Source organism: Variovorax sp. OV084 (genome assembly GCF_900111625.1).
Lineage (GTDB): Bacteria > Pseudomonadota > Gammaproteobacteria > Burkholderiales > Burkholderiaceae_C > Variovorax.
Window position 1 is genome coordinate 20,137 of sequence record NZ_FOII01000004.1, and the last position, 18,883, is coordinate 39,019.

Below are 18,883 nucleotides of genomic sequence, written 5' to 3' on the forward strand. Positions count from 1 at the left end.
CCGGGACCGATGAAATTCATCGGGACCCGTGACCGGCAGCAACCACCCAGATGGTTCTGAAGAAGATGTCCACGTCCTTCCCGACGGAAAGGGTCTCGACATACCTCACGTCCAACGCAACGCGTGCGTTGTAGGTCAGCTGATTGCGACCGCTGACCTGCCACAGGCCCGTGATCCCCGGGCGGACAGCGCAGTAGTGCGACCAGTTCTGGCCGTAGAGCTCCTTCTGCTCGAGCATGCAGGGGCGGGGGCCGATGAGGCTCATGTCGCCCGTCAGCACGTTCCAGAATTGCGGCAGTTCGTCCAGGCTGGTCTTGCGGATGAATTTGCCGAAACGCGTGATCCGTGGATCGTCGTCCAGCTTTTGGTATTCATCCCATTGGCGGCGTGCCTCCGGATTGCTTTTCAGATGTTCCTCGAGCACCTGGGCCGAGTTGGCGATCATCGAGCGGAACTTGTAGAACCTGAATATTCGCCCGTCTTTTCCGTAGCGCGACTGGTAATACAGGACCGGAGATCCGGAGCTGATCAGCACGAAGAGGCCGATCAGCACGAAGAGCCAGCCGAATGCCGCAAAAAAGAACAGCGCGGCGGCAATGTCTACCGACCTTTTCCCGATCCGCAGTACGGCCGGATGATGAATTCCGGTTTGCGAGCCGCCTCGGGACATTTCGCCGCTTGCGTCCGAAATATTCCAGCCTTGCGGTACCAGCGATTCTTCAGGGTGGAGATTTCCCATGGGATTTCCCCGCCCGGATTTGAAGCGCGACAAGATTTCTCGTCGAAATGATTTCATTTTTGACGCACCTTTCCTCACGCAGGCAAAAGCCTGCATGTCCTCTGTTATGGCCTTGGTTTTTTGGCCGAGACGACCCGCACAAATGCCTCGTAGGATCTGCAATGCAGAAACTATTGCGCGGCCAAATGACTCGATGAAGGCAATACGAATGGACTAATTGCCATTTGTAGTGCCTTATTACTCCGAATACTAATTGAGTATTTAATCAATGAGTCAGGGCGAAATCCCGGCTCATGATTTTGAATTTAACTCCAATTTTCACGGTCTAGGTGGAATCCCTGTTGGTATTGTATGTATATTGTAAATGCTTGTAAGCGCCATATTTGTAACTCCCGCTGCCGGCGTGGCGGCGGGTTAGATCAATAGCATTCAGAATTACGCCATTTACCGTGCGACCTGCATGCGCAAGTCTTCTGACGCTCTCATTCAATTCGCCGAGCTGGGTCTTTTCGGCGCGTGCAACGAGTAGCAAAGTGCTCGCAAGCGGGGCGACCGATGCGGTATCCGCGGCAACGAGAACGGGGGCCGTGTCGATGATGACGAGGTCGTATAGCGGAGATAACTTTTCCAGTACCTGGGCAAAGGAATCGCTCGTCAGCAGCTCGGCCGGATTGGGCGGAAGCACACCCGTGGTAATGATGTCCAGATTCGGCAGGGCCGACGGGCGAATCGCTTTCTCGAGGTCGAGCGTGCCGGCGATCAATTCGGACAGGCCGGAAGACCGCTGGATCGAGAGGAATTGATTCACGCGGCCCTTGCGCAAGTCCGCGTCGATCAGCAGAACCTTCTTGCCGGTTGCCGCGGTGATCGCCGCGAAGTTGACCGAGATGAAGGTCTTGCCCACGCCAGGCGTCGCGCCGGAGATGAGAAGGCGGTTGTTGGTCGCTTCCAGCATGGCGAACTGCAGCGCGGTGCGAAGGCTGCGCAGGCTTTCCACCGCGGGGTCTTCGGGGAACAGGTGCGCCAGGACGTGCTTGCCGACGACCTTGTTCTCGATGTTCCTCTCGACCGTGCGCTGGGCGGCGCTCAGCGGAATGCTGCTGTAGACGTTGAGCCCGGTGTGGCTTTCGATTTCTCCCGGATTGCGGATGCCGCCGAAGAACGAGTTCCTTGCAATCGCGGCGCCGATGCCGGCAGCCAGCCCCAGGATCACAGCCAGCGCGATGACCAGGGGCCGCTTGGGCCACACCGGTTCTTCCGGAACGATGGCGTCGTCCAGCAGGCGCACGTTGCCCACCTTGCCTTCCTTGGCCAGCCGCATCTGCAGCGAGCTGTTGAGAAGCGATACGTACAGGTCGGTGTTCACCTTGATGTCGCGCTGCATGCGAACGGTGTTCTGCTGCAGCTCCGGCATCTTGCGGATGCGTGCATCGACGGTTGCGAGCGCGCTCTTCCATGCGGCGACCTGGGTGTCCAGCGTCTGGACGGCGGGATGCTCGCTCGTGAAGCGCGCCGTGAGCTCGCGCCGCTTCTGTTCGGCCTCGAGCAGCTTGGACTGCAGGTCGATGGTCTGGGTCAGCGCGTTCTTTGCCTCGTCGTCGAGACTGACCGTGCCGTTCTGGTTTCTGTAGCGGTTGTAGATGTCTTCGGACTGCTCCAGCTGCTTCTTGAACTGGGGCAGCGCGCCGTCCAGGAAGCCCAGTGTCTTCTCGGCCTCGGCGGCCTTGCGCTCCATGTTCTGGCGAACGTAGAGGCGACCGATTTCGTTGAGCAGCTGCGTCAGCTTTTCTGCGTCGCCGCTTCTCCAGCTGACATCGAGCACGCCCGACTGCTTGCCCTTTTCCACGACCTTCAGGTTGTCCTGCAGCGCCAGGAGCGTGAGCTGGGTCGAAGACCGCACGAGCTGGAACTGCGCGCCCGGCTTCGCGTTGATGCTGCTGACCAGCAGGCTCACGCTTCCGTTCGGAACGCCGGGAACGTTCGCTACCAGCAAGGTGCCGATGGAGCCCTTCATCGGCGTATCGATGTCGGGGTTGCTCAGTTCGTACTGGCCATCGGCCCCGAGGGTCAGCGTGAACGGCTTTTCCTCGAAATCCGGGGGAACGTCGAACCTCGGAACGAGGATGCTCTCGGTGCCCGTCACGTAGCCCGAAAGCCCCATGAAGCCAGGGTCCGACAGCTCGGTGGCGCGGCGAGCAAGCCAGCTGCCCACGATGGGGGCATACCGCGGCCGTGCGCTGATGTAGAGCTTGGTGTTCTCCACGGCCTTGCCGAGGATGGCGCGCGAGCGAAGGATTTCGATCTCGCCCGCGGCCGGCGTCTTCACGCTCAGCAGCGAGGAGGCGGCATCGCCCAGGAAGCTGCCTGCGGAGTTGCCGGAATCTTCCACCTGCACCGCGACGTTGGCTTCGTAGAGGGGCTTGCCGAGGAAGGCATAGGCCGCGCCCAGGAGCACGGTCACGGCAACGATGGCCGCGACGAGCCAGCGGTGGTCGATCAGGATGTCCAGGTACTCGGCCAGGTTGATGCCGTCGCCATCCTCTTCCAGCGCTTGCATCGGCATCGGCGCGGCTTGCGGGGGTGCGTTCATGTAGGTTGCTGCTCGGGTTTTGTGATTTTCAGAATGCGGTCGATCCATGTCCGGACGCCGGCATCGATCAGGGCCAGGGCGTGCTCGAACGCCGCCTCGTCTTTTCCATACGGGTCGGGCACGTCCTGCGCGACCGAGAACTCGGCAATGCGGAAGACCTTGCCGCGCACGAAGGGGTAGGTCGATTCGAGATGGCGGCGCTGCTCCCGGTCCATCACCAGGATCAAGTCGGCCTGCCGGCACAGCATCTGGCTCACCTGCTGCGCGACGTGGTCCGAGATGTCGATGCCGCGCTTTCGCATGAGCGCCTGCGCCATCGGGTCGGCCGGCTTGCCGACGAGCGCGCCGGTGCCCGCGGAGAACACGCGCAGATGCGGCAATCCCGCGGCAAGCAGGCCTTCCGCCATCGGGCTTCGGCAGATGTTGCCGATGCAGACTGTCAGTACGGATCTCATCGGTGGTTCATGTAGACCTGGTCGCTGTAGTAGAGCGCCTGGGTCGCCGGCAGGATCAGGCTGGCCACCCGGCTCCAGGTGGCCAGCGGCACCGAGTCGATGTAGACCACGTCGCGCGGCTGCAGCGGAAAGCGCTCGGCCAGCGCCAGCGCGGCGGGGTTCTTCGCATTCAGGTGGAAGACCGACGGCGAGCCCTTCGTGTTGTTGGCGTTGTTGCGCACGACGTAGATCTGCCCCGTGTTCGCCGTGCCCAGGCTTGCGCTGCCGGCCTCGCCCAGCGCCTCGTTGAGGGTGAGCCTGCCGTTGTGCATGGTCAGCGCCGAGGGCTTGGCGACTTCGCCCATCACGAACACCTTGCTCTCGTCGCGGTTGCGCACCTGCACCACGTCGCCGTTCTGCAGCGGGATCTTGCTGGCGTTGCTGCCCAGGTCCTGCAGCTTGGGCAGGTCGATGAGCGTGGTCTTGTCGCCGCGTGTCAGCGTGATGAACGAACGGTCGCCGCTGGACGTGATGCCGCCGGCCCGGTTGAGCGCTTCGGACAGCGTCATCGGAACGTCGGTGAAGAGCTGCAGCCCCGGCGTGCGCACTTCGCCTTCCACGAATGCACGGCGGCTTCTGAAGGACTGGATGCGCACCGTCACCTGCGGGTCCTTGATGTAGCGCGCGATGCGCTTGGCGATCACGTCGGACGCCTCGATCTCGGTCAGGCCCTGCATCTGGACCCGGCCGATGTACGGAAAACTGATCTGCCCGTTGGCGCCGACGATGAAGCCCGGCGCCACGCTGATGCCCGTGGGGTCCGTCTGCTGGGAAATCACGGCGCCGGCGTTGGGCAGCAGCTCGGGGTGGTCGTAGACGATGACGCCCACGACGTCGCCCGGGCCGATCGTGTAGACCGGGGCTTCGCCGAACAGGGCCTTCACGTCGGGCGGAATCGCCGCCGGCTGCGCCTCGGCCATCGCGCGGATGAGGCTCGGCGAGATGGGGACGAGCGCCTCCTGCGGCGTGCCGTCGGCAGCAAGAGATGGCGCCGGACTCTGATCGGGCTCGTAAGCCACCACGGAGCCAAAGCCCGGTGCGCAGCCCTGAAGCATCAACGCGCCGGCCAAGGCGGCACTCCACCCCATCAGGTACAGGTAGCGTGTCAAATGGAACTCCATTGCGAACTTGGTTTTTTCAACAACTGCGATTCATATGCAAAGCCCGAGCCCGATTTGCGCCGGTAATTCTTTTTATTACCAAGACGCTTTTCCGGCTTGACCGGAGATTTATCGGGAGAGCAATGAAAAAGAAATTGTCGCTGCCTTCGCAGCAGCCCTATTTCGTGGAGTAGACGCAAAAGGCGTGTCCATTCGTGGTGCGACCACGCCGGGGGCAGGGTTATCCCTTGCTTCCCCTTCCGGAGGCCCTTTTTCATTGGGAATCGAGGGGGCAAACGGCTGGTCAGGATGCCGTCAGCCGAAATGGAAAATGCAACTTATTAATTACCCCATTGATACGGGAAATCGTGGCTCTCGAACCACAGAGGCCACTCGCATAGGGTTTTTGACATTGCGTTCTACTTTGTAAGCAATTGTCAACTGAGTAGGACGTAGCCGACAAATCGTGGGCTATGAGCTTCAGTTCGTCCAGTTTGAGCGTCGAGCAATGACGCGGGAGGGTACCTAGTCGGCCGCTGCCCAAGGTGAACTGGCGGTAGGATTTTTGAATTACTTTCGAATTCCTTGCCCTCCGCCGGGGCCAGGAGCACCAAGACCGTGCGAAATCTGCCCAGGAAATCGATGAATGATTTCAGGCTAATTGCCGATTCAATTCAGGGGAAATGCGATTTGCGACAGCCTGATTGACACTTTTGTAGTGTTTTTTATTTGCATCATTCGGGAGCCGAAGGATGTTTCAGATTTCAATCAATGAAACTGTGCCTGGCTCATCGCGAGGCCGGGCAAATCAGAAAAAAGAATTCAGATCCGGCCGTGCCGACGCCGTGGCAGGTGAGATCGAAAAAACAAATTGCACCAATTCCCTGCCAAATTGAATGCGAATGTGTCAGGCGAAAAGGCTCAGGGCCTATTGCTCACGGTCGTCGCCGGGGTGGCGGAGCTGGTTCTTGGCCGAGCGCACGCCCCGCAAGACAAGATACAGAGCGCCGCCGCCAACCAGCAGAAAGCCGGCCACAGCCAGGCCGCCCATGCCGAAGGCCCACCACCAGAACAGGCCGCTGATGGGCAGCAGCACCAAGGCCACCAGAAGTTCGATGAAGATCAAGCGCATCTATCTGTCTCCCCCTTCGCTCAAGCACGCATATAGCCTTGTTGGTGTGTAAGAAATCGCTACGTGCATTCGAATGGCGAGAGGATAGCCCAAGAAGAAAAAAGGGTGTACAGGGTTCTGCAGACGCTGCATTTGCAGTCTGCGGACCGAACCTGTGCGCCGCCTGACCTTGGATCCCGGTGCGCTGCGCCGGCGCTCAGTAAAGCCCGAGCTGCCGCGTTCTCAGGCGTGCCAGCCCCAGCAGCGCGTCGGTGAACGGCGTTGCCACCGCCGTCAGCTCGCCCAGTTCGCGCACCACCGTTACAAGCGCATCGAGCTCCACCGAACGCCCGGCTTCCACGTCCTGCAGCATCGAGGTCTTGAACGCCCCGAGCTTCATGGTGATGGCGTGCCGGTCTTCCGGGCTCTGCGTGATCTCGATGCCGATGCGCCGCCCGATCTCCTTGGCCTCCAGCATCACCGCCGAGATGAAGCCGCGCACGTAGTCGTCGCCCATGATCAGGTCGGTGGTGCAGCCGGTGAGCGCGCTGATCGGGTTCACCGTCATGTTGCCCCACAGCTTGAACCACACGTCCTTCTGGATCTGCGGCGACAGCGTGGTGTCGATGCCGGTGCTCTTCAGCAGCTCGACCAGCTTCTGCACGCGCGGCGTGGCCTCGCCCGAAGGCTCGCCAACGATCAGCCCGTTGCCGAAGTGATGCCGCACCACGCCCGGCCCGTCGAGCGAGCAGCTCGCGTGCACCACGCAGCCGATCACGTTGCGCGACGGAATGGCGCGGGCAATGGCGCCTTCGGGGTCCACCGCCGCGAGCCTGTGGCCCGTGATCTCGCCGCCGAAGCCGCCTTCGAGGAACCACCACGGCACGCCGTTCATCGCGACCAGCACGATGGTGTCGGCGCCGATCAGCGGCCCGATGCGTTCGGCCACGGCGGCCAGGGCCGGTGCCTTCACGGCGATGACCACCAGGTCCTGCACGCCGAGCGCCTCGGGGTCGGCCACGGCGTTGACGGGCACGCGCGTGCGCACCTCTCCACCCGTGCTGCCGCGCATGAGCGACAGGCCGTCGCGCTGCAATGCCTCGAGCGTGGCACCGCGCGCCACCACGTTCAGCCGTTGGCCCGCCTGCGCGAGGCCGACGCCGATCCATCCGCCGATCGCGCCGGCGCCGTAAATACAAATCTTCATGGGGGTCCGTCGCTTCAGGTTCAGTTGCGGTACGTAGGGTCGATGCGGTCCACCTGGCGGACGAGTGCATTGAACACATCCTGCCCGGCGCCGTGCTCGGGGCTGAACTGCAGCGCGTCGCGCGTGCAGCGCTGCGCGATCTCCTCGCTCACCGGAATCGCCTGGCCCATCGAGAAGGTCGCCATCTGGATTTCGCAGGCGCGCTGCAGTGTCCACAAAATCGCAAAAGTCTGCGGCAGCGTCTGCCCCCAGGCCAGCAGGCCGTGGTTGCGCAGGATCACCGCATTGCGGTCGCCGATGCTCTTGAGCAGGCGCGGGCCTTCGTCTGCATGGATCGTGATGCCCTCGAAGTCGTGGTACGCCACCATGCCGTGCAGTTGCGCGGTATAGAAATTGGTCTGCTGCAGCCCGCCCTGCAGGCAGGCCACGGCCACGCCGGCGGTCGTGTGCGTGTGCATCACGCAGTGCGCGCCGGGCAAGCCGTCGTGAATGGCGGCGTGCACCGTGAAGCCGGCCGGGTTCACCGGGTAGGTCGAGCCGTCGAGCACCTTGCCCTGCAAGTCGATCTTTACGAGATTGCTGGCCGTGACCTCGCTGTAGTGCAGGCCGAAGGGGTTGATGAGGAACTGCTTCTCGCCACCCGTCACGCTGTCGGGCAGCCGCACCGTGATGTGGTTGTAGATCATCTCGACCCAGCCCAGCATCGCGAACACGCGATAGCAGGCCGCGAGCTCTTCGCGCGCGGCGCGCTCGTCGGGGTGGATCGAGGGATGGACCAGCGCCGAGGGTGCTGGAGTGGCGAGTGTGTTCATGGCAGTTCCTTCATGTGTTTCAACCTTCCGCGGTGAAGCCGACTTCCTTGACGATCAGCGCCCACTTGGCGGTGTCTTTCTTGAGCAGTTCGGTCAGCTCGGCCGGCGTGGAAGACATCGCCTCCAGTCCGAAGGTGCCGAGGCCGTCGATCACGTCCTTCTGCGCCAGCGCGTTCTTCATGGCCGTGTTCAGCTTCGCCACCAGTTCGGGCGAGGCCTTGGCCGGCAGGAAGAAGGCGAACCATTCGCTGTGGGCCATGTCCTTGATGCCCTGCTCGCCGAAGGTCGGCACGTCGGGCGCGAAGCGGCTGCGCTTGGAGCCCGACACGCCCAGGATGCGCACCTTGCCCGACAGCAGATGCTGCGTGATGTCGCCGATGGGCCCCGACACCGCCGAGATGTTGCTGCCCAGCAGGTCGAGCATGGCCGGCTGCGTGCCGCGATACGCCGCGTGCTTCAGTTCGACGCCGCCCTTCTGGCCCAGCAGCGCACCGATGAAGTGCGGCGTGGAGCCGGCAGCCGGCGAGCCGAAGTTGGCGCCGGCCGGGTTGGCCTTGGCCCAGGCCAGGAACTCGGGCACGCTCTTCACGCTGGCCGGCACGGCCGGGCCCACGGCAAAGCCGAAGTCGAAGATGCAGGCCAGGCTCACCGGCGTGATGTCGACCATCGGGTCGTACGGCAGCTTCTTGTAGATGTGCGGGTAGATCGTGAGGATCGAGGTCGGCGTCTGCAGGATGGTGCTGCCGTCGGCCGGGCGGCTCTTCACGTAGCTCACGGCAATCTGGCCGCCCGCGCCGGTGCGGTTCTCGACCACCACGGTCTTCGCGTAGTCCGGGCTGAGCCTCGTCGCCAGGCGCCGGCAGGTGGTGTCCGACGTGCCGCCGGCCGCGAAGCCGGTGACGATGGTTGCGGTCTCGATGTTCATCGCTTGCGCGAAAACGTTCTGGCCAAGGCTGGCCATCAAGGCCGAGGCGCTGGTGGTCTGCAGGATCTGGCGGCGCGTGAAGCTCATGGTGTCTCTCTCCGGACGTTGGTTATGGAGGATCAAGACTCGTCGCGCAGCCAGGTGACCGCGCCCGAGTGGGTCACGGCGCCCTGGTGGGCAGGGCGCACGGTGAGCGCGTATTTTTCCAGCAAGCCACCTCGGGCGACCCCCACGTTTACCTCACGTCCGGCGAGCCGCGCCGTGATTTCTTCAGCCGTGAGTTCGACCGTGATCGAGCGTGCGTCAGCCCGCGCGTCGATGGCGATCACGTCGCCGTCGCGCAGCGCCGCAATCGGGCCTCCGTCCGCTGCTTCAGGCCCGGCATAACCGATGCACAAACCGCGCGTCGCGCCCGAGAAGCGCCCGTCGGTCAGCAGCGCCACCTTGTCGCCCATGCCCTGGCCGTAGAGCAGGGCGGTGATGCCCAGCATCTCGCGCATGCCGGGGCTGCCCCTGGGGCCTTCGTTGCGGATCACGATCACGTCGCCGGCCTCGTACAGCCGGTTCTGCACAGCGGTCTGCGCTTCTTCCTCGGAATTGAAGACGCGCGCCGGGCCGCGAAACACCAGGCCCTTGAGCCCCGCCGTCTTGAGCAGGGCGCCGTCGGGGCAGAGGTTGCCCTTGAGCACCGCCAGCCCGCCGTCGCGCGTGATCGGGTTGCCGGCCTCGCGCACCACGCGGCCGTCGGGTGCAAGGGCACTGGTCAGTTCCTCGGCCATCGTGCGGCCGGTGAAGGTGAGCGCGTCGCCATGCAGGAAGCCCTGCTCCAGCAGCGTGCGCAGGATGACGCCCGCACCGCCGATGTAGAACACGTCGCGCGCCAGGTACTGGCCGCCCGGACGCAGGTCGGCGATGAGCGGCGTGCGCGCGAAAACCTCGGCCACGTCGTCGAGGTGGAACTTGATGCCCGCCTCGTGCGCAATCGCCGGCAGATGCAGCGCCGCGTTGGTCGAGCCGCCAGTGGCCGACACCACGGCGCAGGCGTTTTCCAGCGCCTTGCGAGTGACGATGTCGCGTGGCAGCGGGTTGTCACCCATCACCGCCTTCATCAGCATCTTTGCGGCGCGGCGCATCAGCGGCGCGCGTTCGCTGAACACGGCCGGCACCATGCTGGAGCCGATGGGCGCCAGGCCCAGCGCTTCCGACACCATGCCCATCGTGTTGGCCGTGAACTGCCCCGCGCATGCGCCGGCCGTGGGCAGGCAGGCGCGGCTCATTGCGTCGAGTTCGTCGTGTGTGGCGGTGCCGGCCAGCACCTTGCCGATGGTCTCGTAGGTGTCGACCACGTTCAGGTCGCGGCCCCGTACTTCTGGATGTGGCCCCGGCATCTGGCCCGGCAATGCCGAGCCGCCGTGCACGAACACGCTCGGCACGTTGCAGCGGACCATGCCCATCATCAGCCCTGGCAGGTTCTTGTCACACGCGCCGATGGCGAAGATGCCGTCCCACTGGTGGCCGCGCGTGGAGGCTTCCACGCTGTCGGCGATCAGCTCGCGCGAGATCAGCGAGAAGCGCATGCCCGAATGCGCCATCGTCAGCCCGTCGCTGATCGACACCACGGGGCATTCGTGCGGTGTGCCGCCGCCGGCGTAGATGCCGGTCTTGGCATGCTGCGCCTGGTCGCGCAGGTTGAGGTTGCACGGGCTCATCTCGCCGCCCGTATGGAACACGCCGATGTGCGGGCGCGCGATGTCCTCGTCGTCCTGGCCCAGCGCATGGAGAAAGCTGCGCGTGGTCGCGCGGATCGTGCCCTCGCGAATGGTGGCGGAGCGAAAGCGCTTGGTGGGGTCGGTGGGCGTGGTCATCAGGCTGGCGTTGGCTGCTGGCTGGATTACGGACGGGTCAGAACATGCCGTTCTTGTTCGCGGCGGTCTCGGGCACGGGCTGCACCACGTCCCAGTGCTCGACGATCTTTCCGTTCTCCAGCTTGAAGATGTCGACGATGGCGCTGCCGCGCGTGCCGGGCTCGCGCACTGCGTTCACATGCAGGATCACGTAGTCGCCGTCGACGAAGCTGCGCTTGATCTCGCTCTTCGAGTTCGGGAACTTCTCGCGCAGGAACCCGATGAACTTGCGAAAGCCCTCGGGGCCGTCGGCCGCCGTGGGGTTGTGCTGCACGTAGCGGTTGCCCACGTATTGCAGGGCCGCATCGGCATCCTTCTGGTTCAGGCCCTTCTCATAGAAGGCGAGCACGGTCTGGCGGTTGGCTTCCTGCTGGGCGGTGGGGCCTTGCTTGCCGGCGCCCATGGGTGCACAGGCGGCGAGGAAAAAGGTGGCTGTCGCGGCCATGGCCGCCAAAGTCATGCGTTGCATCAAGGGTGCTCCGGTGTGAAGGAAATCAGTAGCCGTTGGGCGAGGCCACGCCCGGTGCGGCCTTGTACTTTGCGAGCAGCTGCTTTGCCGCCGCCGCCAGCACGATGGTGTCCACGCCCACCGCCACGAACAGCGCGCCGGCCGCGAGCCATTTGCGCGCCTGCTCTTCGGTGGTCGACAGGATGCCCGGCGCCTTGCCGGCCTTGCGGATGCGTGCGATGGCGTCGGCGATCACGGCCTGCACCTCGGGGTGGTTGGGCTGGCCCACGAAGCCCATCGAGGCCGACAGGTCGGCCGGCCCGATGAACACGCCGTCCACGCCCGGCGTGGCCGCGATGGCGTCGAGGTTCTTCATCGCCTCCACCGTTTCGGCCTGCACCAGCAGGCAGGTCTGCGCGTTGGCTTCGTGCAGGTAGTTGGGGTAGGCCTGCCAGCGCGAGGCACGTGCCAGCGCGCTGCCCATGCCGCGGATGCCTTCGGGCGGGTAGCGCATGCCCTGCACCAGCCGCGCGGCCTGCTCGGCCGTGTCGACCATCGGCACCAGCAGCGTCTGCGCGCCGATGTCGAGGTACTGCTTGATCAGCGTGGTGTCGCCGACCGGAATGCGCACGATGGGGTGCGTGCGCCCCGACTCGGCCTGCGCAGACCACGCGCTGGAGATGCCCTGCAGTTGGGCGAGCACCGAGCGCACGTCGTTGGGCGCGTGCTCGCCGTCGACCAGCAGCCAGTCGTAGCCGGTGCCGGCGAGGATCTCGGCCACGTAGCCGTCGGCCAGTCCGACCCAGAGGCCGATCTGGGGCTTGCCCGCTTGAAGGGCCTGCTTGAAGGTATTGATGGGTGTTTGCATGGTGTCTTTCTTCTTTCAGACAAGGCGGAACGAGATGGCGCCGAGAGGGCCGTAGTCGGCGTGGAAGGTGTCGCCCGGTACGGCAGTGGTGGGCCGCGTGAACGAGCCGGCCAGCACCACTTCGCCGGCCTCCAGGCATTCTTCCCACGGCGCCAGCTTGTTCGCGAGCCACGCCACGCCGGTGGCCGGATGGTTGAGCACGGCCGCGGCCACGCCCGATTCCTCGATCACGCCGTTCTTGTAGAGCAGCGCGCTCACCCAGCGCAGGTCCACCGCATCGGGCTTCACCGGCCGGCCGCCCATCACGATGCCGGCATTGGCCGCGTTGTCGGAGATGGTGTCGAACACCTTGCGCGGCGCCTTGGTGTGGCGGTCGAACTGCTCTATGCGCGCGTCGATGATCTCGATGGCGGGCACCACGTAGTCGGTGGCGGCCAGCACGTCGAAGATGGTCACGTTCGGCCCCTGCAGCTTCTTGCCGAGGATGAAGGCCAGCTCCACCTCGATGCGCGGCGCGATGAAGCGCTTGAACGGGATGTCGCCGCCCTGCTCGAAGAACATGTCGTCGAGCAGCGTGCCGTAGTCGGGCTCGTCGATCTGGCTGGACTGCTGCATGGCGCGCGAGGTGAGGCCGATCTTGTGGCCGCGCGCGACGCGCCCTTCGGCGATCTTTTTCTTCACCCATTCGCGCGAGATGGCGTAGCCGTCCTCGATGGTCATCTCTGGAAAGCGCTTGGAGAAGTGCTCGACCTGCACGCGCGACTTTTCGCTTTCGTGCAGCTCGGCGGCCAGTTGGGCGATGGTGGCTTGGGAGAGCATGGGCTGGCTTCGTTCAGGTCTTGTTGAACAGGGGATGCAGGTTGCTGTGCTTGCCGTCGTACACCTGCCCCGGGCTTTCGTCGATCTGCAGCGTGATGCCGATGTGGCGCTTCTCGAAGATCGGCGTGAAATGCGCGCGCACGTCGGCCAACAGTTCGTCGCCGGCTTTCTTCTTCACCGCCTCCGAGCGCCCCGCGGCCATGCGGATGTTGAGGTAGACAAAGGCGTAGTCGGCCTTGCCGTCGGCCACCGCGTAGTGCGCGGCAGGGTAGGCCAGCACGCGCGTGCCGCCGATGGGGAACACCGGCTTGTCGGCCTCGTCGCGCTGCTTCAGCATGGTGTCGGCCAGCGTGCGGCACAGCGCCGACATGTCGGTCTCGGCCTCGATGTTGGGCGTGTAGAGGATCACGAGATGGGGCATGGGTGCTCTCCGTTCATTCCACCGACATCGTTGCGGCAGTGCACGTCACGGCGAAGATCGGGATGGCCTTCATGTGAAGAATCTCGCCCTTGCCGCGCGCGGCCGCGGCCACGCTGATGAAGGTGCGGATCTCGAAGCCGCCCTGGCCCGCTTCGCGGTAGGTGGCCTCGTCGCCGTAGTCGTCCTGCGAGAGCAGGCCCTCGCGGTCGTTGGCGCACCAGCGCTTCATGAACTCGGCGTCCCACGCGGCATTGACCTTGCCCGAATCGGGCGTGGCGGGCCAGTGCGAGATGCCGCCCGTTCCCACCAGCGCGATGCGCTCGGGCGCCTTGTCGCAGGCGCGGCGCAGCGCTTCGCCGAAAGCCCAGGCGCGATGCAGCGGCGTGAGCGGCGGGCCCTGGCAGTTGATGTTCACGGGGATGACCTTGGTGTCGAACTCCGGCGTGAGGAAGTTCAGCGGCACCATGATGCCGTGGTCGAACTTCCATTCTTCCGCGTAGGCCACGTCCACCGTTTGCATCACTTCGCGGATCAGGCGCTGCGAGAGTGCCGCGTCGCCGGGAATCCTGTGCTTCTCGATGCCCAGCCACTTCGGGTCTTCGATCGGGCCCTCGTAGCTGTCGGCCATGCCAATTGCATAGGCCGGCATGTTGTTCATGAAGAAGTTCGCGAAGTGCTCGGCGGCGATCACGATCACCGCGTCGGGTTTCGTTGCGCGCATCGCTTCGCCGAAGCGGTGGAACTGTGCGTGGAACTCGTCCTTCACCGCCGGGTCGGCGAGATGCGCGCGGCCGGTGATGCCGGGGGCGTGGCTGCACACGCCTGCGAATACGAGGCTCATACGCCTGCCACCTTCTCGTCGGTTCCGGTTGTCATGGCGTAGATGCCGGCGCGCACGGGGCCGTACTTGCGCACGCCTTCGCGCATGGCTTCGAGGTAGTCGGCCCACGGGATGCCGAGCAGCGGTGCGAAGTGCATCAGCAGCTGGCCATTGCAGCCGAGCACATAGAGCTTGCCGATGTCGCCGGTGTCGATGGCCTCGCGCTCTTCATCGGTGAAGTCATAGGCGCCCAGCAGCGTAGCGCGCGTCTCGCCACCTTCGGCATAGCGCCGCTGCACTTCCTGCTCGCGATTCAGCGCGAACAAAAATTTCTGCATCGCATAGAGGCTCATCGTTCAGCCCTCCACCTGGATGTTGGCCTTACGGATCACGTCGCCGTACTTCGCAATCTCGCTCTGTATGAAAGCCGCAAAGCGTTCCGGCGTGCCCGACAGCGACGCGATGCCTCCCTTGTGGAAGGCCTCCGTCACCACCGGCCCCGCCAGCGCGCGGTTCACTTCGGCGTTCATGCGCTGCACCACGGCGTCGGGCGTGCCGGCGGGCGCCAGCAAGCCGTTCCACGAATTGGACTCGATGGGCACACCCTGTTCCGCCAGTGTGGGTATGGCCGGTGCGTACTGCGAGCGCTGCGCTGTCGCCATGCCCAGCGCGACGAGCTTGCCGTTCTGGATGTGGCTGCGGAACTCGGGCCAGTTGCCGAACATCATCGTCACCTGTCCGCCGAGCAGGTCGGTCAGCGCCGGGCCCTGGCCCTTGTAGGGCACGTGCACGATGTCCAGGCCCATCTGCAGCTTGAGCATTTCGCCCGACAGGTGGGCCGAGGTGCCGTTGCCGAAGGAGGCGAAGCTCAGCGTGCCGGGTTTCGCCTTGGCCTGGTTGCGCAGGTCGGCGAGCGTCTTCAGGCTGCTGGCCGGATGCGTGGCGAGCACGTGTTCCGACATGCCCATGAGAGCGACCGGGCGCAGGTCTTTCTGCGTGTCGTAGGGCAGCTTGCGGATCAGCGTCTGGTTGGCCGTGAAGCTGTTGGCCACGCAGACGAAGGTGTAGCCGTCGGGCGCGGCCTTGGCCGCTGCATCGACGCCGATCACCGTGCCTGCGCCGGGCTTGTTGTCGACGATGACGGGTTGGCCCAGCGTCTTCGACAGCTCGACGCCGACGAGGCGCGCCACGAAGTCGGTGGTGCCGCCGGGCGTGAAGGGCACGATCACGCGGATCGGCTTGTTGGGCCATGTGCCCTGTGCACGCGCCAGCAAGGGCAGGGCCGCGAATGCGGCCGCGCCTTGCAGCAGCGTGCGGCGGCGTGTGCTCACGCCACGCCCCAGTGCGGAATGTGATGCGAGCCCAGCGACACCGCCACGTTCTTCGGCTCGCAGAACACTTCATAGCTCCAGGTGCCGCCTTCACGTCCCGTGCCCGAGGCCTTGGTGCCGCCAAAGGGCTGGCGCAGGTCTCGCACGTTCTGGCTGTTGACGAAGCACATGCCGGCTTCCACGGCGGCGGCCACGCGGTGCGCCTTGCCGATGTTCTCGGTCCACACGTAGCTGCTCAGGCCGTACTGGATGTCGTTGGCCAGGCGGATCGCATCTGCCTCGTCCTTGAACGGAATCAGGCAGGCCACCGGGCCGAAGATTTCGTCCTGCGCGATCTTCATGCGGTTGTCGACGTCGGCGAATACGGTGGGCACCACGTAGTTGCCCTTCTTCACGCGATCGGGCAGGTTGCTCGGCGCTTCGAGGCCGCCGCACAGCAGCGTTGCGCCTTCCTTCGGGCCCAGCTCGATGTAGCTGCGCACCTTGGCCAGGTGGGCCTGCGAGATCATCGGGCCGACGATGGTCTTCTCGTCGAGCGGGTCGCCCACGGTGATGCGCTTGGCGCGCTCGGCGAACTTCGCCGCGAAGTCGGCGTAGATCGACTGCTGCACCAGGATGCGCGAACCGGCCGTGCAGCGTTCGCCGTTGTTGCTGAAGATCATGAACACGGCCGCGTCGAGCGCGCGGTCGAGGTCGGCGTCCTCGAAGATCACGAAGGGGCTCTTGCCGCCCAGCTCCATGCTGAACTTCTTCAGGCCCGCGCTCTTCACGATGCGGTTGCCCGTGGCGGTGGAGCCTGTGAACGAAATGGCGCGCACGTCGGGGTGCGCCACCAGCGGTTCGCCCGCTTCCTTGCCATAGCCGTGCACGAGGTTCAGCACGCCGGGCGGAATGCCGGCTTCGAGCGCCAGCTCGCCCAGGCGCGCGGCCGTCAGCGGGGAGAGTTCGCTCATCTTCAGCACGGCCGTGTTGCCGAAGGCCAGGCAGGGCGCGACCTTCCACGTGGCCGTCATGAAGGGCACGTTCCACGGGCTGATGAGCGCGCACACGCCCACCGGATGGAACAGCGTGTAGTTCAGGTGCGTGGGCGTGGGGTAGGTGTGGCCGTCCACGCGCGTGCACATCTCGGCGAAGTAGTAGAAGTTGTCGGCCGCGCGTGGAATGAGCTGCTTGCCGGTCTGCGCGATCACCTGGCCGCAGTCGCTGGTTTCGGTCTGCGCGATCTCGGGCACGTGCTTGGCGATCAGGTCGCCGAGCTTGCGGATCAGCTTCGCGCGCTCGGGCGTGGGCATGCCGGCCCACTTCGGGAAGGCTTCCTTCGCGGCAGCCACGGCCGCGTTCACTTCGGCCTCGCCGCCCGAGGCGACCTCGGCCAGCACTTCCTGCGTGGCGGGGTTGACGGTTTCGAAGTAGTCCGTGCCGGCCACGCTCTTGCCGGCGATCAGGTGATCGACTCTCATGCTTTTCCTTGAATGGTGTTCTGAAGCGCGCCGATGCGCTCGATCTCGGTGACGACGACGTCGCCCGGCTGGCAATCGACCACGCCGTCAGGTGTGCCGGTGAGGATCAGGTCGCCCGGCGACAGCGTCATGAAGCGGCTGAAGTACTCGATGAGGAAGGGCGCGTCGAAGATCATGTCGCGCGTGCTGCCTTGCTGCGTGACGGTGCCGTTGACGGTGGTGCGCAGCGCGAGCGCCATGGGGTCGGGCACGTCGGCGGCGTCGACGAACCACGGGCCCAGTGGCGTGCAGGTGTCGCGATTCTTCACGCGCAGGTTGGGGCGATACCAGTTCTCGAGGTAGTCGCGGATGGCATAGTCGTTGGCCACCGTGTAGCCGCCGATGAAGTCGTAGGCATCGTCGCGCTTCACGTTCTTCGCGGTCTTGCCGACGACGATGGCGAGCTCGCATTCGTAGTGCATGAACTTCACGTCGGCCGGGCGGTGCGTGTGCTGGCGGTGGCCGATGAGCGTGCTCTGGCCCTTGACGAACACCAGCGGTTCTTCGGGGGCCTTGAATTCGAGTTCCTTCGCGTGGTCGGCGTAGTTGAGACCGAGCGCGAGGATGGTGCGGGGGCGTGCAGTTGGCGCGAGCGGGGGCAGCCAGGTGAGCTGGTCCTGCGGCACGATGCGGCCGTCGTCCAGGCGCACGGCAGCGTCTTGCTGGCCGTTGAATTCGTGGCTCGTGCCGGTGTGCTCGCGGCCTTCGAAGATGACGCGTGCGTGCTTCATGCGGCTTCCTTCACCAGCGTGTTGCTCAATGTCTCGAACCCCGGCGCGGAGATGTCGATGCGATCGCCGGCGCGGGCCAGCGGGCGGCCGGGACCGCAGCCGAGCATCAGCACGTCGCCGTGAGCGAGCGTCATGAAGTCGCCGACGTCGGCGAGCAACTGCTGCGCCGGCCGCACGAGCTGCGAGAAGTCGATGGACTGCTTCAAGTCGCCGTTGATGCGCACCTCGACGCGGAAGCTCGCCGGGTCGGCGACCTCCTGTGCGTCGCGCAGCACGGGGCCGATGCCCAGGAAGCCGTCGACGCACTTGAACTTCACCGGTGGGCGGAAGAAGCTCGCATGCGGTATCGACAGGTCGTTCATCAGCACGAAGCCTTCGACGTCGCCCTCGGCGCCGATCACCATGCCGATGCTTGCGCCGATTTCCACTTCGGGCACCGCAGCCGGCACGGCGATGTCGCTGCCGTGCGGGCTCCAGGTGTTGGCCGTCTTCACGTAGAGCACGGGTGCTTTCGGCGGCGCCTTGTAGGGCGCCTGCGTCATCTGCGGTGCGAGCGCGTCCACTTCGGCGCGGAAGTTCAGCAAGGTGCCGTACACCGTGCCTGTGGGCAGGAAATGGCTCATGGCGAGGGTTGCTCCAGTGCGATCAGTTCGTCGAGCAGCCCGTAGAGCTGCGTGAGCTTGGCCTTGCCGAGCGACTTCTCCATCCACTCGTAGTGCGACTCGATGCTGGTCGACAGCCGCTTCACGAGCTTCATGCCGTGCGGCGTGGCCTCGACCACGGTGCGGCGCTGGTCGGCTGGATCGCGGGCGCGGGTGATGAGGTTGTCGCGTTCCATGCGCGCGAGCACGCCGGTGAGGCTGGGGCCGAGGATGAAGGCTTCGCGCGCGACCCGGCCGGTGTCGACTGCGCCGTGCTCGCCCAGCACGCGCAGCACGCGCCATTGCTGGTCGGACAGCGCGTGCTCGCGCAGGCTGGGCCGGGTGTGGGCCATCACGGCTTCGCGGGCCTGCAGCAGCAGGCGCGGCAAATTGCGGTGCGTGAATGTCGTGCTCAAGGCTTGT

20 protein-coding genes are annotated in these 18,883 nt (G+C 65.0%); all 20 read right to left on the reverse strand.

Features of this window, described 5'->3' with window-relative positions; all coding sequences use genetic code 11:
• Positions 1 to 16: 16 nt before the first annotated feature.
• Positions 17 to 796 carry a sugar transferase gene (locus BMW87_RS12885; protein ID WP_256216746.1) on the reverse strand — a complete coding sequence of 260 codons (780 nt, stop codon included), beginning with the start codon at positions 794 to 796 and terminating at the stop codon, positions 17 to 19.
• Positions 797 to 1,064: 268 nt separating this feature from the next.
• Positions 1,065 to 3,329 carry a polysaccharide biosynthesis tyrosine autokinase gene (locus tag BMW87_RS12890; protein WP_093076697.1) on the reverse strand — a complete coding sequence of 755 codons (2,265 nt, stop codon included), beginning with the start codon at positions 3,327 to 3,329 and terminating at the stop codon, positions 1,065 to 1,067.
• The gene (locus BMW87_RS12895) at positions 3,326 to 3,784 is read right to left on the reverse strand and encodes a low molecular weight protein-tyrosine-phosphatase (RefSeq protein WP_093053299.1); all 459 of its coding nucleotides are present in this window, start codon (positions 3,782 to 3,784) and stop codon (positions 3,326 to 3,328) included. The genes BMW87_RS12890 and BMW87_RS12895 overlap by 4 nt, the downstream gene beginning before the upstream one ends.
• Positions 3,781 to 4,944 (reverse strand): polysaccharide biosynthesis/export family protein, encoded by a 1,164-nt coding sequence (locus tag BMW87_RS12900; protein ID WP_093053301.1) that lies wholly within the window; start codon positions 4,942 to 4,944, stop codon positions 3,781 to 3,783. The genes BMW87_RS12895 and BMW87_RS12900 overlap by 4 nt, the downstream gene beginning before the upstream one ends.
• 907 nt (positions 4,945 to 5,851) lie before the next feature.
• The gene (locus BMW87_RS12905) at positions 5,852 to 6,055 is read right to left on the reverse strand and encodes a hypothetical protein (RefSeq protein WP_177192767.1); all 204 of its coding nucleotides are present in this window, start codon (positions 6,053 to 6,055) and stop codon (positions 5,852 to 5,854) included.
• 196 nt (positions 6,056 to 6,251) lie between these two features.
• Complete coding sequence (locus BMW87_RS12910) at positions 6,252 to 7,241, reverse strand: 2-dehydropantoate 2-reductase (protein WP_093053304.1); 990 nt, start codon at positions 7,239 to 7,241, stop codon at positions 6,252 to 6,254.
• Between the two features lie 20 nt (positions 7,242 to 7,261).
• Positions 7,262 to 8,053 (reverse strand): class II aldolase/adducin family protein, encoded by a 792-nt coding sequence (locus tag BMW87_RS12915; RefSeq protein ID WP_093076698.1) that lies wholly within the window; start codon positions 8,051 to 8,053, stop codon positions 7,262 to 7,264.
• A gap of 19 nt (positions 8,054 to 8,072) precedes the next feature.
• A complete protein-coding gene (locus BMW87_RS12920; RefSeq protein WP_093076700.1) occupies positions 8,073 to 9,065 on the reverse strand; it encodes a Bug family tripartite tricarboxylate transporter substrate binding protein in 993 nt (330 codons plus the stop codon).
• Positions 9,066 to 9,097: 32 nt separating this feature from the next.
• A complete protein-coding gene (gene ilvD / locus BMW87_RS12925; RefSeq protein ID WP_093076701.1) occupies positions 9,098 to 10,843 on the reverse strand; it encodes a dihydroxy-acid dehydratase in 1,746 nt (581 codons plus the stop codon).
• A 37-nt stretch (positions 10,844 to 10,880) separates the two neighbouring features.
• Positions 10,881 to 11,351: a nuclear transport factor 2 family protein gene (locus BMW87_RS12930; RefSeq protein ID WP_093076703.1), complete on the reverse strand. Its 471-nt coding sequence runs from the start codon at positions 11,349 to 11,351 to the stop codon at positions 10,881 to 10,883.
• A 25-nt stretch (positions 11,352 to 11,376) separates the two neighbouring features.
• Positions 11,377 to 12,198 carry a 4-hydroxy-2-oxoheptanedioate aldolase gene (gene hpaI / locus BMW87_RS12935; protein ID WP_093076704.1) on the reverse strand — a complete coding sequence of 274 codons (822 nt, stop codon included), beginning with the start codon at positions 12,196 to 12,198 and terminating at the stop codon, positions 11,377 to 11,379.
• 15 nt (positions 12,199 to 12,213) lie between these two features.
• Positions 12,214 to 13,017, reverse strand: a complete 804-nt coding sequence (gene hpaH, locus BMW87_RS12940; RefSeq protein WP_093076706.1) for a 2-oxo-hept-4-ene-1,7-dioate hydratase — start codon at positions 13,015 to 13,017, stop codon at positions 12,214 to 12,216.
• A 13-nt stretch (positions 13,018 to 13,030) separates the two neighbouring features.
• Positions 13,031 to 13,438: a 5-carboxymethyl-2-hydroxymuconate Delta-isomerase gene (locus BMW87_RS12945; RefSeq protein WP_093076707.1), complete on the reverse strand. Its 408-nt coding sequence runs from the start codon at positions 13,436 to 13,438 to the stop codon at positions 13,031 to 13,033.
• 13 nt (positions 13,439 to 13,451) lie between these two features.
• Entirely contained in the window at positions 13,452 to 14,279 is an 828-nt protein-coding gene (locus tag BMW87_RS12950; RefSeq protein WP_093076709.1) for a DODA-type extradiol aromatic ring-opening family dioxygenase, read from the reverse strand.
• The gene (locus tag BMW87_RS12955) at positions 14,276 to 14,611 is read right to left on the reverse strand and encodes an aromatic ring-opening dioxygenase subunit LigA (protein WP_093053328.1); all 336 of its coding nucleotides are present in this window, start codon (positions 14,609 to 14,611) and stop codon (positions 14,276 to 14,278) included. Before BMW87_RS12955 ends, BMW87_RS12950 begins: the two co-directional genes overlap by 4 nt.
• Before the next feature lie 3 nt (positions 14,612 to 14,614).
• Positions 14,615 to 15,589, reverse strand: coding sequence for a tripartite tricarboxylate transporter substrate binding protein (locus tag BMW87_RS12960; protein WP_093076710.1), 975 nt, complete (start codon positions 15,587 to 15,589; stop codon positions 14,615 to 14,617).
• Positions 15,586 to 17,049 carry a 5-carboxymethyl-2-hydroxymuconate semialdehyde dehydrogenase gene (gene hpaE, locus BMW87_RS12965; protein WP_093076712.1) on the reverse strand — a complete coding sequence of 488 codons (1,464 nt, stop codon included), beginning with the start codon at positions 17,047 to 17,049 and terminating at the stop codon, positions 15,586 to 15,588. The genes BMW87_RS12960 and hpaE overlap by 4 nt, the downstream gene beginning before the upstream one ends.
• Entirely contained in the window at positions 17,046 to 17,819 is a 774-nt protein-coding gene (locus BMW87_RS12970; RefSeq protein ID WP_093053335.1) for a fumarylacetoacetate hydrolase family protein, read from the reverse strand. The genes hpaE and BMW87_RS12970 overlap by 4 nt, the downstream gene beginning before the upstream one ends.
• The gene (locus BMW87_RS12975) at positions 17,816 to 18,442 is read right to left on the reverse strand and encodes a fumarylacetoacetate hydrolase family protein (RefSeq protein ID WP_093076713.1); all 627 of its coding nucleotides are present in this window, start codon (positions 18,440 to 18,442) and stop codon (positions 17,816 to 17,818) included. The genes BMW87_RS12970 and BMW87_RS12975 overlap by 4 nt, the downstream gene beginning before the upstream one ends.
• Positions 18,439 to 18,876, reverse strand: a complete 438-nt coding sequence (gene hpaR, locus BMW87_RS12980) for a homoprotocatechuate degradation operon regulator HpaR (RefSeq protein WP_093053341.1) — start codon at positions 18,874 to 18,876, stop codon at positions 18,439 to 18,441. Before hpaR ends, BMW87_RS12975 begins: the two co-directional genes overlap by 4 nt.
• Positions 18,877 to 18,883: the final 7 nt, after the last annotated feature.